This window comes from Alistipes sp. i18-0019-D1, from assembly GCF_042852885.1.
Classification (GTDB): domain Bacteria; phylum Bacteroidota; class Bacteroidia; order Bacteroidales; family Rikenellaceae; genus Alistipes.
This window is the reverse complement of record NZ_AP031424.1, coordinates 1,944,433-1,957,825: the sequence shown is the minus strand read 5'-3', so window position 1 is coordinate 1,957,825 and position 13,393 is coordinate 1,944,433. Positions and strand designations below refer to the sequence as shown.

Annotated in this window: 9 protein-coding genes; 7 read left to right on the top strand and 2 right to left on the bottom strand. The window is 59.8% G+C overall.

What is annotated here, in order from left to right; translation table 11 throughout:
* Positions 1–18: 18 nt before the first annotated feature.
* Entirely contained in the window at positions 19–516 is a 498-nt protein-coding gene (locus tag ACGHP5_RS08100) for a GNAT family N-acetyltransferase (protein WP_337755605.1), read from the bottom strand.
* A gap of 69 nt (positions 517–585) precedes the next feature.
* The gene (rpmH, locus tag ACGHP5_RS08095; protein WP_010261331.1) at positions 586–747 is read right to left on the bottom strand and encodes a 50S ribosomal protein L34; all 162 of its coding nucleotides are present in this window, start codon (positions 745–747) and stop codon (positions 586–588) included.
* A 261-nt stretch (positions 748–1,008) separates the two neighbouring features.
* Here rpmH and murA point away from each other — a divergent pair, with 261 nt between their 5' ends.
* The 7 genes from murA (at position 1,009) to ACGHP5_RS08060 (ending at position 13,355) form a co-directional block, all read left to right on the top strand.
* Positions 1,009–2,325 carry a UDP-N-acetylglucosamine 1-carboxyvinyltransferase gene (gene murA, locus ACGHP5_RS08090; protein ID WP_290532373.1) on the top strand — a complete coding sequence of 439 codons (1,317 nt, stop codon included), beginning with the start codon at positions 1,009–1,011 and terminating at the stop codon, positions 2,323–2,325.
* Positions 2,326–2,642: 317 nt separating this feature from the next.
* On the top strand, positions 2,643–5,309 hold the full coding sequence (locus ACGHP5_RS08085; protein WP_337771489.1) for a zinc-dependent metalloprotease: 2,667 nt from the start codon (positions 2,643–2,645) through the stop codon (positions 5,307–5,309).
* A gap of 50 nt (positions 5,310–5,359) precedes the next feature.
* The gene (locus ACGHP5_RS08080; RefSeq protein ID WP_290532371.1) at positions 5,360–8,683 is read left to right on the top strand and encodes a SusC/RagA family TonB-linked outer membrane protein; all 3,324 of its coding nucleotides are present in this window, start codon (positions 5,360–5,362) and stop codon (positions 8,681–8,683) included.
* Positions 8,684–8,696: 13 nt separating this feature from the next.
* On the top strand, positions 8,697–10,136 hold the full coding sequence (locus ACGHP5_RS08075; RefSeq protein WP_290532370.1) for a RagB/SusD family nutrient uptake outer membrane protein: 1,440 nt from the start codon (positions 8,697–8,699) through the stop codon (positions 10,134–10,136).
* A gap of 10 nt (positions 10,137–10,146) precedes the next feature.
* Entirely contained in the window at positions 10,147–11,055 is a 909-nt protein-coding gene (locus tag ACGHP5_RS08070) for a DUF4843 domain-containing protein (RefSeq protein ID WP_290532369.1), read from the top strand.
* A 12-nt stretch (positions 11,056–11,067) separates the two neighbouring features.
* The gene (locus ACGHP5_RS08065; RefSeq protein WP_290532368.1) at positions 11,068–12,564 is read left to right on the top strand and encodes a hypothetical protein; all 1,497 of its coding nucleotides are present in this window, start codon (positions 11,068–11,070) and stop codon (positions 12,562–12,564) included.
* Positions 12,565–12,779: 215 nt separating this feature from the next.
* Entirely contained in the window at positions 12,780–13,355 is a 576-nt protein-coding gene (locus ACGHP5_RS08060) for a thymidine kinase (RefSeq protein ID WP_290532367.1), read from the top strand.
* The last annotated feature ends 38 nt before the right edge of the window (positions 13,356–13,393 follow it).

The following is a 13,393-nucleotide window of genomic DNA, read 5'->3' as shown; positions in this document are numbered from 1 at the left end:
CGGAAAGTGAAAACGGGGTCAGACGATCTCCAACCCCATGATGTAATCATTCATATAATAATCGTCGCCGATCGGGAAATCGCCCTCGCGCAGACGGCGCATACCCATCCGTTCGTAGAAATGCAGCGCCCGGTTGCGGCGGTTGACGTTGAGTTCCATCATGCAGGGTCCGGGATGCACGCTGCGGATGTATTCCACGGCGCGGCGGAACAGGAACTCCCCGGCGCCGAGACCCTGGAAACGGGGCAGGACATAGATTTTCTGCAGATGGAACAGGTCACCGCCCTGCCGCTCGACCGAAACGTAGCCGCACGGCTCGCCGTCGGACGAGGCGATGAACCAGACGTGGCCCGCACGGAACTGGCCTTGCAGGCTCTCTTCGGAGTACATCCACTCCATCATGTAATCCAGTTGCGCGGGCGTGAGGATCTCGCGGTAGGTGGCGGGGAAGACCTCCCCGGCCAGACGGCGGATCAGCCCGCAGTCGGCTTCGGTGGCTCGGCGGATCGAAAGCATAGCGATACGGCAGCTGTTAAACGAAAGAAGGCCGGCTAAAAGCCGACCTTAAATCTTTCCTGCAGGAAATTAAGCGTACTTGAACGTCGACTCGTCCGATACGGTCAGTTTCTTGCGACCCTTTGCGCGGCGCGCAGCCAGCACCTTGCGACCGTTAGCCGTAGCCATACGAGCGCGGAAACCGTGCTTGTTGATACGCTTGCGACGCGAAGGCTGGTATGTTCTCTTCATTGCCATAGCTATATAGTTTTTATTGTTTCAGACATTTTTACGGATTGCAAAAGTACAACAAAAAAGTTATCCGCAAAAGTTTTTCGCGAAAATATTTTCCGAAACTCCGAAAAAAGCCCGGAATCCTATTATCTTCGGTGTCGTAACGGAGTCAAACACCCCTTTTCGGAGTCGGGATGTTTTGCCGCACCGCCCGCAAATCTGTTTTGGAACCGTCCGACTTTTTCGTACCTTTGGTGCCAGAACCACACTTTATTATTTATGGCCATATTCAAAGTCGAAGGAGGACACCGCCTCCACGGATCGATCACCCCCCAGGGAGCCAAAAACGAAGCGTTGCAGATACTCTGCGCCACGCTGCTGACGCCCCAGCGGGTCGTCGTCAGGAACATACCCCGGATTCTCGACGTGATGCAGCTCATCGAACTGCTCGGCTGCATGGGCGTGGAGGTGGAGCAACTCGCGGAGGACACCTACGCGTTCTGCGCCCGCGACATCGATTTCGAATACCTCAAATCGGACGATTACCGCCAACGCTGCACGCGATTGAGGGGTTCGGTCATGCTGATCGGCCCGATGCTGGCGCGGTTCGGCGTGGGATACATCCCCAAGCCGGGCGGCGACAAGATCGGCCGCCGGAGGCTCGACACCCATTTCCTCGGATTCCAGAAACTCGGCGCGAAGTTCAACTTCGACATCGCCGACGAGTTCTTCATGGTCGAAGGCCGGGAGCTGAAAGGAACCTACATGCTGCTGGACGAGGCGTCGGTGACCGGTACGGCCAACATCGTGATGGCCGCCGTGATGGCCAAAGGCCGGACGACGATCTACAACGCGGCCTGCGAACCCTATCTCCAGCAGTTGTGCAAGATGCTCAACAGAATGGGCGCGAAGATTTCGGGCATCGCCTCGAACCTGCTCGAAATCGAAGGTGTCGAAGCGCTCGGCGGCACGGAGCACACGCTGCTGCCCGACATGATCGAGGTGGGCAGCTTCATCGGCATGGCCGCGATGAACCGCTCGGAACTGACGATCCGAAACGTCTCGTTCGAAAACCTGGGCATCATCCCCGCACAGTTCGCCCGCATGGGCATCCGGTTCGAACAGCGGGGCGACGACATCCACATCCCCCAGCAGGACCATTACAGCATCGACACGTTCCTCGACGGCTCGATCATGACCATCGCCGACGCCCCCTGGCCGGGGCTGACGCCCGACCTGCTGTCGATCTTCCTCGTGGTGGCCACGCAGGCCAACGGCGCCGTGCTGATCCACCAGAAAATGTTCGAAAGCCGCCTGTTCTTCGTCGACAAACTGATCGACATGGGCGCGCAGATCATCCTCTGCGACCCGCACCGCGCCACGGTGATCGGCCACGACCACCGGCTGTGCCTGCGCGCGACGCGCATGACTTCGCCCGACATCCGCGCGGGCGTGGCGCTGCTGATCGCGGCCATGTCGGCCGAAGGGGTCTCGACCATCCAGAACATCGACCAGATCGACCGCGGCTACAAGGACATCGACGGACGACTGAATGCCCTCGGAGCCAGAATCACCCGCATCGACGACTGCAAGTAAATCCCTGATTTTCCGCAAAACAACCCCTGCCGCGCAATATTCCATCAGCTGCGCGGCAGTTCTTTTTTCGACTGCCCGGCCCCAAAACCGCCCGCCAGACCCCGTTTCCCGGGATTTGCAGCCGAAAGGAACATGGTCAAAAAAACGGCCGGAATGTACCATTCGGCCTATTTTTTATATCTTTGTGCGTCGACCCCGCACCCGAACGGGGTATCGGCAAAAACAAATCATACCGTAAAATGATTTTTTCTTAACATTCTGAAACTTAAATACGTCATACACTTACAAAAACACGTCTATTCATCAATTTTACTTATATGCGTTCACTATCCAAACTCTGTGTCCTGCTCCTGGCGGCGGGACTGCTGATCGCCCCGGCGTCGGGGACGGCGGCTTCGAAATCCAAAAAGAAGAAATCGAAAACCGAGGAGGTCGCCAAACCCAAAGTCGACAAGTACACCAAAATGTTCGTCAACGACAAGTCGTGCCAGACCGCCAAAGGACCGTTCCTGACGCTCCACAAGCTCAAGGGAAAACTCTACGTGGAGGTTCCCCTCAAGACGATAGGCCGTGAAATGCTGATCGCCTCCACGATCTCGGAGGCCAGCGACACCAACCTCGGAACCATCGGCTACAAGCCCACGGACCCCATTCACGTCAAGTTCACGCGCATCGACACGACGATCTATCTCTCGCAGGCCGTCGTGCCGCCCGTCCACGACACGAACGATCCCCACATGGCCAAGGCCATCGGCCGGAGCACCCTCCCGCCGATCATGCACGCCTACCCGCTGGTCTGCTACAACCGTGACAGTTCGGCCATGGTGATCGAAATGACCAAGTTCTTCTCGGGCGACAACGAACTGATCGCCCCGATCAAGAGCACCAAGGGCGGCGTGGTGAACATCACGGGCAAGTTCAAGTCCGAGGGTTCGGTGATCGACCAGATCAAGTCCTTCGAGGACAACGTGACCGTCAAATCCTACCTCTCCTACTCGGTGACGGCCGACCTGCTGGGCCTGCTGGTCATCAAGAAGGACGAGCCGATGACCGTGAAGGTGACGCGCACGATCCTGCTGCTGCCCGAAGTGGCGATGCAGCCCCGCCTGGCCGATTCGCGCATCGGCATCTTCCTGACCGGCATGTCGCGCATCAACGGCAAGAAGGACAAGATCGAGGATTTCTCGGTCATCAACCGCTGGAACATCCAGCCCAAAGACACGGAGGCCTGGAAACGCGGCGAACTCGTGGAGCCGGTCAAGCCGATCGTCTTCTACCTCGACGACGCGTTCCCCGCGCTGTGGCGCGAACCGATCCGCCGCGGCGTGCTGCGCTGGAACAAGGCCTTCGAGAAGATCGGGTTCAAGAACGTCATGCACATCGAGGACTTCCCGAAGGACGATCCCGATTTCGACCCCGACAACCTGAAATACTCCTGCATCCGCTACGTCCCGGCCGCCGTGGCCAACGCCATGGGGCCTTCGTGGGTCGACCCCCGCTCGGGCGAGATCATCAACGCCTCGGTGCTGATGTACAACGACGTGGTGAAGCTGGCCGCCAACTGGCGTTTCGTGCAGACCGCGCAGGTCGACGAGCGCGTGCGCGGCAAGGAGCTGCCCGACGACGTGTTTCAGGAGTCGCTGGAGTACATCCTCGCCCATGAGGTGGGGCACTGCCTCGGCCTGATGCACAACATGGCCGCATCGAGCGCCTTCCCGGTGGATTCGCTCCGCAGCGCCTCGTTCACGCAGCGGCACGGCACGACCCCCTCGATCATGGACTACGCGCGTTTCAACTACGTGGCCCAGCCGGGCGACAAAGGGGTGAAACTCACCCCGCCGGACCTCGGACCCTATGACGAATACGTCATCAAATACGCCTACACGCCGCTGCCCGACAAAAAGGACATGTTCGACGAGGAGAAGACCATCCGCGGATGGATCGACGAGAAGGTCGGCAACCCGATCTACCGTTACGGCCGCCAGCAGGTGGTCGCCCGCTACGACCCCACCGCCATCGAGGAGGACCTCGGCGACGACCACATCAAGGCCGGCGACTACGGCATCGGCAACCTCAAATACGTCCTCTCGCACATGGAGGAGTGGATCACCGACGAGGAGGACCCCGACCTGAAAATCCGCACGGAACTTTACGAGTCCGCGGCCGGACAGTTCGCCCGCTACGTGAACGCCGTGATGCTCAACGTGGGCGGCATCTACCTCACGGACGTGAACAGCAACACGGCGGGCGGTCCGCAGGCCGTTTCCGTCCCGAAGGAGTTGCAGCGCGCATCGCTGAAATGGGTGCTCGGGCAGATAAAGGACTCGGCATGGCTCGAACAGCCCGCGCTGACCGAAAAACTGCCGCTGCACGTGGACCTCTCGTTCATCCTGCGCTTCAACTTCTGCCGCGCGTTCTTCACCTATTATAAGAACGTCATACTCTCGTCGCACATCGCCGACGATCCCTACACGCCGCAGGAGTATATGGACGACCTCTACGGCATCGTCTTCGAAAGCACGATCAAGGGGCGCCCGGTGTCGCCGTCGGAACGGCTCATCCAGCGGATGTTCGTCGACGCGGCCGCGGACGTCGCTTCCAGCGAGGCCAAGCGCATGAAGCTGGGCGGCATCGCGGAGGCCTACGCCCCCTCGGTGGACGAGATCGCGCTGATGGGTCTCGACCGGAGCGGCGTCGTGGAGCGTTACCTCGGCCCGCTGCGCGAGGCCGAAGAAGAGCACGGCAAGGGATATGTCGCCTCGCTGCTCTGGAACAGCGACGCCCTGTCGTCGGGCTACGGCTGGCAGTACAACGTCCAGCTACGGTCGATCGACGAGTCGCGCGCGCTGTTCGTCAACGTCAACGACCGGATCCTGAAACTGCTGCGGTCGCGCGTGAAAAGCGCCACGGGAGAGACACGTGCCCACTACCAGGGCATGATCTACGTACTCGAACGCAGCCTGTTCCCGTCACAGAAGAACTAAAACCCGAGCAGACCGGCCGGGGCGGCCGGTCTGCCTAAAAACCCAAACACATGCAAAGAATTCTACAACTTTTCAGCCGTGCGCTGCGGCTGTCGCTGGTCGCGGGCTTGTTATGCTGCATAGCCGCTACGGCGCAGGCGCAGGGGGGGGGTGAACCGATCAACCTGAACGCGACGCTCACCGTCACGCTGACGGAGAAACCCGCGGCCGCGGTGCTCGACGAAATCACCCGGAAGACAGGCATCAAATTCGCCTACGATCCCGAAGACATCCGCCGGCTCCCGGCCGTGAGCGGCGAATTCAAAAAAGCCACCGTACACGAACTGCTCGACAAGTGCATCGCCGGGTCGACGTTCAAATACGCCATCGAGAACAACGTCGTGCTGGTCTACGACTCGACGGTCAAGATGCGCAAGTTCACCGTGAGCGGAACCGTTCGCGACGCCGGCAAAACGGTGCTGCCCGGCGCATCGGTCATTCTGAAAGGCGGTGCGGGACAGGGCGTCTCGACCGATGAAAAGGGCCAGTTCACCTTCACCTTCTCGACCAAGACCAGCCCTGCCGTCCTCGAAGTCGGGTTCCTGGGCATGGAGACCCAGCAGGTGATCATCACCGGCTCGGCGAAGGGGCTGAACGTCACCCTCAAGGAGGGCGGCACGCGCATCGACGACGTGGTCGTCAACGGCATGTTCACCCGCAACAAGAACACCTACACGGGTTCGGTGACCTCGATCAAGGGCGAAGACCTCGTGGCCATCTCGAACACCAACCTGATGTCGGCCCTGAGCGCCGTGACCCCGGGCATGGTGGTCGTACAGAACAACGCCCTCGGCTCGAACCCCAACGCCATTCCCGAAATCCTGATCCGCGGTTCGAACTCCATCGCCACCTCGGCCGAGGAGAAGGCCTACAACAACCCGCTGATCATCCTCGACGGCGCCGAAATCAGCATGGAGGAGCTGTACGACCTCGACATGTACGAGATCGAGCGCATCGACGTCCTGAAGGACGCGCAAGCCTCGATCGTCTACGGCGACCGGGCGGCCAACGGCGTAATCGTCATCGAACGCCAGCAGGTGACCGACAGCAAACCCCGCCTGAGCTACAACTTCGTACCCGAACTGAGCATCCCGGACCTGAGTTCGATGAACCTCTGCAACGCGGCGCAGAAACTGGAACTGGAACGCCTGGCCGGACTCTACGAATCGGACAACGGCGCGATGGACAAGGCCTACGCCTACAAATTGCAGAACGTCCGCCGGGGCGTCAACACCGACTGGATACGCGCCCCGCTCCGCGTACCGTTCAGCCACACCCACTCGCTCTCGCTGAGCGGCCGCGCCCAGAAGATCGACTACCGCGCATCGCTGCGCTTCAGCGACAAGTACGGCGTCATGAAGGGCGACAACCGCCGCAACTACACGCTCAACTTTTCGATAGGCTACCACATGCGTGACAAGCTCACGCTCCGTTACACGGCCAACTACACGCTGACCGACGCGACGGATTCGCCCTACGGCAAATTCAGCGCCTACACGAAACTCAACCCCTACGAGTCGCCCTACGACGAGTACGGCGAACTGGTCAAGGCCTTCTATTTCGACCCCGAGGACACCTCGACGACGAGCGAAGGCTACCAGGTCAACCCGCTCTACAACGCCACGCTGTCGAGTTTCAGCACCTCGCGCAACCAGACCCTCCGCAACACGGTCGACGCCAAATGGTACGTGACCAAGGATTTCTACGTCTCGGGACAGTTCAACATCGACGTCAAGAGCAGCCAGTCGGACAAATACGTTTCGCCCGACGACGCACAGTTCCTCGGCGAGAACGACCCGGCCAAGCGCGGTCTCTACGGACTGGGCACGGGCAAGGCGTTCAACTACGACGGCAAGATCGTGCTCAACTACGGCCGCAACATCGGGCAGGAAGGCTCGGGATTCGTGATCAACGCCGGAAGCGACATCCAGCACACCAACGCCACGACCTCGTACATCACGGCGATGGGCTTCCTGAAAGACAACCTCTCGGACATCAAATACGCCCTGGGATACGACTCCTCGAACCTCCCGAGCGGAACCGAGACGCTGCTGGCAAAGGTCGGATTCTTCGCCAGCGGCAACATCTACTTCCGCAACCGGTATTTCGCCGACGTTTCGTACCGCACGTCGGGATCGTCGGCCTACGGCAAGGAGAACCGGTTCGCACCGATGTGGTCGTTCGGCCTGGGATGGAACCTCCACAAGGAGAAGTTCCTCGAAAACGTCGAATGGATCGACGTGATCCGCCTCAAATGGTCGTGGGGCTACAACGGCCAGACCACCGGCAGCCCCTACCAGGCCATCACGACCTACAAGTACAGCAACAGCAACATCTACTACACCGGCGTGGGAACCGTGCCGATCCGCATGGGCAACCCGGAACTGAAGTGGCAGCGCGTGCTGAAGAACAACTTCGGCATCAACCTCACGCTCTTCAAGGAGCGGCTGGTGATGAGCTTCGACTACTTCCGCAACACCACCAAGGACCAGCTGATGACGATTCCCCTCCCGGCGTCGACCGGTTCCGAGGACATCGTCGTGAACTTCGGCGAGAACCAGAACGTAGGTTACGACTTCTCGGTGGCGGGACAGGTGATCCGCAGCAAGAACTGGGCGTGGACGACCGTCATCAACGGTTCGCACGTCAAGGACCGCATCAAGCAGATCAGCGACAAGCTGAAGAACACCGCCTACCAGCTCGAAGAGGACAACCCGCTGAAACTGCGCTTTAGGGAAGGCGGCTCGCAGTACGACATCTACGCCGTGCGTTCGGCCGGCATCGACCCCGCCACGGGACAGGAAATCTTCATCAACAAAAACGGCGAATACACCTTCAAGTACGACGCCGCGGACGAGGTGGTCGTGGGCAACACGCAGCCCAAGCTCCAGGGCACGTGGCTCAACACGCTGCGTTACAAGGGATGGTCGCTGAACTTCGTTTTCAGCTACACCTTCGGCGGCGACACCTACAACAAGACCCTCTGGGAGAAGGTGGAAGACATCGACCCGCGCTACAACGTCGACGAACGCGCCTTTACGGACCGCTGGAAGAACCCGGGCGACCTGTCGCGCTACCTGGCCATCAAGGAGCGGCGTTCGATGACCCCGCACAACTCGGAGCGTTTCGTGGAGCGGCTCAACGAACTGTGGCTTTCGAGCGCGACGCTCACCTACGAATTCCAGCCGAAATTCCTCAAACGGCTCGGGTTCAAGCGTCTGGCCGTCGGCGTCGGCGTATCGGACATCGTCCGCTTCTCGACCGTCAAATACGAGCGCGGTACGAGCTACCCCTACTGCCGCACCATCAACCTGACATTCCGTCCCACGTTCTAATATTGCCGAGACCATGAAACGAATGAAAAAATACAGCTATATCCTGCTGGCCCTGCCGCTGCTGCTGGGCAGCTGCGAGGCGTATCTCGACGTCAATCCCAAATCGGAGGTGACCGACAAGGAGCTTTTCTCGACGGCCGAAGGCTGCGAAGACGCCATCTACGGCATCTATACCGAGATGGGAACCAACAAGAACCTATTCGCCTACGCACTCACGTTCGGCTATCCGGAACTGATGACCGGCAACTTCACCATCAGCCAGAGCGACAACATGGCCTACGTCGTACAGCGCCTGTGGGAGCACGAAAACGCCGTCACGGTAGCCGAAAACCTCTGGATCAACGGATACAAGGCCATCGGATACGTCAACAAGGCGCTGATGCACGTCCTGCCCAAGTCCGACGACGAATTCCGCCACATCCGGCTCTACAAAGGCGAACTGCTGGCGCTGCGCGCCTACCTCCATTTCGAAATGGCCCGCATTTTCGCCGTGCCGTTCGCATCGGGAGACGCCGCGGCCAAAGCCAAGGCCATTCCCTACGTGACCAAATACGGCATGGAAGTCACCCCGTACAGTTCGCTGGAAAAGGTCTTCGAACTGATCGTCGCGGACCTGACCGAGGCGGAGAAATACCTCGCGGCGGACGAGGAACTGGTGACGGCGACCCGCACCAACGCCTCCGACGGCTTCACGAGCTGCCGCATCACGCACCTGAACCTCTACGCCGTACAGGCGCTGCTGGCCCGCGCCTACTGGACGATGGGCAACCTGGACCTGGCCGAGGATTACGCCGAGAAGGTGATCGACAGCGGCAAATTCCCGCTGATGACGACCGCCGAGGCCTGGAACGCCGTGGAGACCGGCACGCTCAACATGCAGGAGACAGTCTTCGGGCTCTACTCGACGCAGTACACCTACAACTTCTACCGGAATCACATCTACCAGGGCGGAACCCTTGCGCTTTCCGGCCAGTATTCCGAAATCTACACCACCGACCAGTCCGGTACGGACAAGCGTTACTCGGCCTGGTTCGACACGGGCAATTCGTGGTGCATCAAACACTACAACAAGATGTACGCCCAGGGAGAGACCAACCCCACGTACAGCGGCAAATCGATCCCCGGACCGAGCCTGATCCGGATTCCCGAAATGTACTACATCGTGGCCGAAGCCAACCTCACGAAGGACCCGGACAAGGCGACGGAATACCTCGACTACGTGGTCAAATCGCGTGACCTGACGCCTTTCGCCGACCGCGAAACGGGCAAAATCACCGAGAGCAACATCATCAACGAGCGCCGGAAGGAGTTTTTCGCCGACGGCGAGGACTTCTTCAACATGAAACGATTGCAGCTGGACATTACGATGCCGGGAGGCAATTTCGCAGGGACCGACGACGCGACCTACACGATGCCCGTCCCGCAGAGCGTAGAGGACAATTACAGACAATAACGCAAGCCTTATGAAACACCTCATTTTCAAAATAGCCGTCCTGGCCGGAACCGTCGCGGCATTCGCCTCCTGTTCCGACACGTGGCTGATGTACGACACGTCGCAGAAGGACAAACTCTATTTCAAATACGAGAACTATCCGAGTCTGGACCAGTATCTCTCGACCGACTTTTCGTTCGCCCTGCTCGACGAATCGGTGAAGGAGGTCAAGAAGACCGTGACCGTGACCCTGCTGGGAATGCCGGCAGACCGTGACCGCACGTTCGAGGTAAGGGCCATTCACGACACCACCTCGAATTACACCACGGGCGGCGTACAGCGCGAGCTGATCGACGCCGTCGAGGGCGAAGACTACACGATCGACAGGCTCGTCGTCCCGGCCGGAGCCGTGGAAGGGCAGATCGACGTGACGCTGAAGCGCACGGAGAAGATCATGACGAAAACAGCATCTCTGGTGCTCCAGATCGCCCAGAGCGAAGAGTTCGAAGGCGTGCCCCGGAACGTCTACCGGTTCCTGATCTCGGACGGAACCGCCGCCTGCCCCTACTGGTGGTACTACTCCGCCACCCAGCAGTGGTATCAGTATACGGGCGAATTCCGGCAGGACAAATACCGGAAACTGCTGGAACTCTACCACGGCATCGCGGAGACCAACCCGACGCTCTACGCGTCGATGGTCGAACAGTACGGCGAGAATATCGACAACGATTACTACACGGGACTCAACGGACAGCAGCTGCGCATGAGCATGGGGTTCATGGTCAACCGGCAGAACCCCCACAAGATGGCCTGGCTCCGCTACGTGCTCTGCCCGCTGTTCGACTACTATTCGACCAATTACCCCGACCTGGAGTATTATACGACCGGAAGCGTCAACGTAACGACAGGCGGCTGGCGAGACCCGGCAAATAACTATTAACCGAAAAGCACCATGAAACAACTTGCGAAATACCTGTTGCCGCTCTGCTGCGGAATCGCGCTGGCCTCCTGCTACGGACTCGACAAAGAGGAGTACCGGGAGCTGGCCCCGATCACGGTGAGCGGTCTGGACCGGACCATCTACGCCAAGGCGACCGAAACGCTCCATCTCGACAAGCTCCGCGTGGAGAGCGAAAGCGGGCAGGACCCCGTCTACGAATGGTCCTACGGAAAACCCGCGGGAGACTTCCCCGGCATGGTCGATACGACGTTCATTTCCAGTTCGCCGACGCTCGACTACGCATTCGACAAGGCCGGCAGCTACGTACTGCGCCTGCGGATCGACAACGGCGAAAGCATCGGATTCCATTACTACGACCTGCGCGTGCAGGCCGGGTTCGACGAAGGGTTCCTGATCCTCTGCAACGACGACGAGGGCGCCGGATCGCTCGCCTTTGTCAAGAAACGCTCTCCGCAGGAGGAGGCCGAAGGCGCCCAGGAGGTCTGGGACAATCTGCTGACGATCAATCCGGAATACGACTTCCGCAGCCTGCGCGACGTCTACGTATTCTCCTCGCCGGGATACTCCTCGGGAATCCTGATCTCCTCGGGCGACGACGAAGGCTCGATCTACCGCCTCGACCCCGTGACGCTGGGCGTCACCTATCGCATGAAGGGTATGGACGAATACGGGGTCCGCACCGGACAAATCCTGGGCGAAAGAACATCGGGAACCGCTCACTGGGCCTATCTGATCGGCGACGACGAGAGGGCCTACCGCTACGAATTCTCGACCGACATGCTCATCGTGCGGGAAACGCCCTTCCCCGCACGATACGGCCGGCAGGGACTGTTCGCCTCGAAAACCGCCGGGGTGCGCGACATCCTCATGTTCTCCGAGGCCGGAATCACCGGATTCCCCAATTCGAAAATCGCGGGATACGCCGCACCCGACGGATACGAATTCATCAACATGGCAGCAGGCCGTGTCGGGGCAGGACAGTATGACGCCTCCAAATACTACTGCATAGCCCGTACGATCGAAGGGACGCCGAAGACCGTCAAAATCATCAGCACCAGCTCGTCGCTTTCGAGTCCGACCGAGATCAAGACCTACAACGAGGTGCAGCCGATGCTGATGAATGCGAACACCCGGATCGTCACGACGAAGCTCAACGGAAACGCCTACTACGACTACGACAACAAGATCTATCACTGGGCGATGACAGGCGTCGATCCGGTCGTTCCCGTCGAAGGGACCAAGCCCGACATCACGCTGCCCGACGGCGAACAGATCATGGACATATGCACGAACGCCGTACCGTCGACCTCCTCCGCGGTGATCGACGACGACCAGCTGCTGATCGCCACCTACAATCCGACGGCAACCGGCCGCAAGCCCGGCAGCCTCTACGTCTACAGTCTGAAGACGATGGAGAAGGTGAAGGAGTATGTCGGCATCTGCGAAAAGCCCGTGGCCGTGGCCTACAAGTTCCCCACGTCGAACTGACGGTCCGTCCATACGACCCGTTCCGCATCCGGCCTTCCCCTCGCGGGAGGGCCGGATCGTTTTTCGGGAACCGCAGGCGTCATAGTCCCGGTTTCGCTTTGCAGAAAAGAAAAAACCGGCTATCTTTGTATGCCGGCCCCGCGAGACAGATTGCGGAGGCTCCCGGATGGAATAACGATCGAAGAAAGTCATACCAGTACAAAGAATTACATTTTATGTTTTTAGAAAATGCCAGCCGCAAGGGCTGGATCGAAGTCGTGTGCGGTTCGATGTTCTCGGGGAAGACCGAGGAGCTGATCCGCCGCCTGAAACGAGCCAAGTTCGCCCACCAGCGGGTCGAGATTTTCAAACCCCGGATCGACGTGCGCTATTCCGAGGAGGAAGTCGTCTCGCACGACTCGAACGCCATCCGCTCCACCCCCGTCGAGTCGCCGCAGAACATCCTGCTGATGACAGCCGATGTCGACGTGGTGGGCATCGACGAGGCACAGTTCTTCGACCAGAGCATCGTCGACGTGTGCCGCCGGCTGGCCAACAACGGCGTGCGCGTGATCGTCGCGGGACTGGACATGGACTACACCGGAAAGCCGTTCGGCCCGATGCCCGCGCTGATGGCCACCGCGGAGTACGTCACCAAGGTCCACGCCATCTGCGTCCGCTGCGGCAACCTCGCCCACCATTCGCACCGCCTGACGAGCGACGAAAAGCAGGTGATGCTGGGCGCGCAGGACAGCTACGAGCCGATCTGCCGCCATTGTTTCAACCGCCTGGTAAACGGCGGAAAGGAGTAACCACCCGGCCGCAGGAGGGGGGGGGTGGGGTATGACGA

Coding starts and splice junctions, on each gene's coding strand:
- ACGHP5_RS08070 (WP_290532369.1), top strand. CDS start 10,147: ATGAAACACCTCATTTTCAAAATAGCCGTCCTGGCCGGAACCGTCGCG.
- ACGHP5_RS08060 (WP_290532367.1), top strand. CDS start 12,780: ATGTTTTTAGAAAATGCCAGCCGCAAGGGCTGGATCGAAGTCGTGTGC.
- ACGHP5_RS08100 (WP_337755605.1), bottom strand. CDS start 516: ATGCTTTCGATCCGCCGAGCCACCGAAGCCGACTGCGGGCTGATCCGC.
- rpmH (WP_010261331.1), bottom strand. CDS start 747: ATGAAGAGAACATACCAGCCTTCGCGTCGCAAGCGTATCAACAAGCAC.
- ACGHP5_RS08075 (WP_290532370.1), top strand. CDS start 8,697: ATGAAACGAATGAAAAAATACAGCTATATCCTGCTGGCCCTGCCGCTG.
- ACGHP5_RS08065 (WP_290532368.1), top strand. CDS start 11,068: ATGAAACAACTTGCGAAATACCTGTTGCCGCTCTGCTGCGGAATCGCG.
- ACGHP5_RS08085 (WP_337771489.1), top strand. CDS start 2,643: ATGCGTTCACTATCCAAACTCTGTGTCCTGCTCCTGGCGGCGGGACTG.
- ACGHP5_RS08080 (WP_290532371.1), top strand. CDS start 5,360: ATGCAAAGAATTCTACAACTTTTCAGCCGTGCGCTGCGGCTGTCGCTG.
- murA (WP_290532373.1), top strand. CDS start 1,009: ATGGCCATATTCAAAGTCGAAGGAGGACACCGCCTCCACGGATCGATC.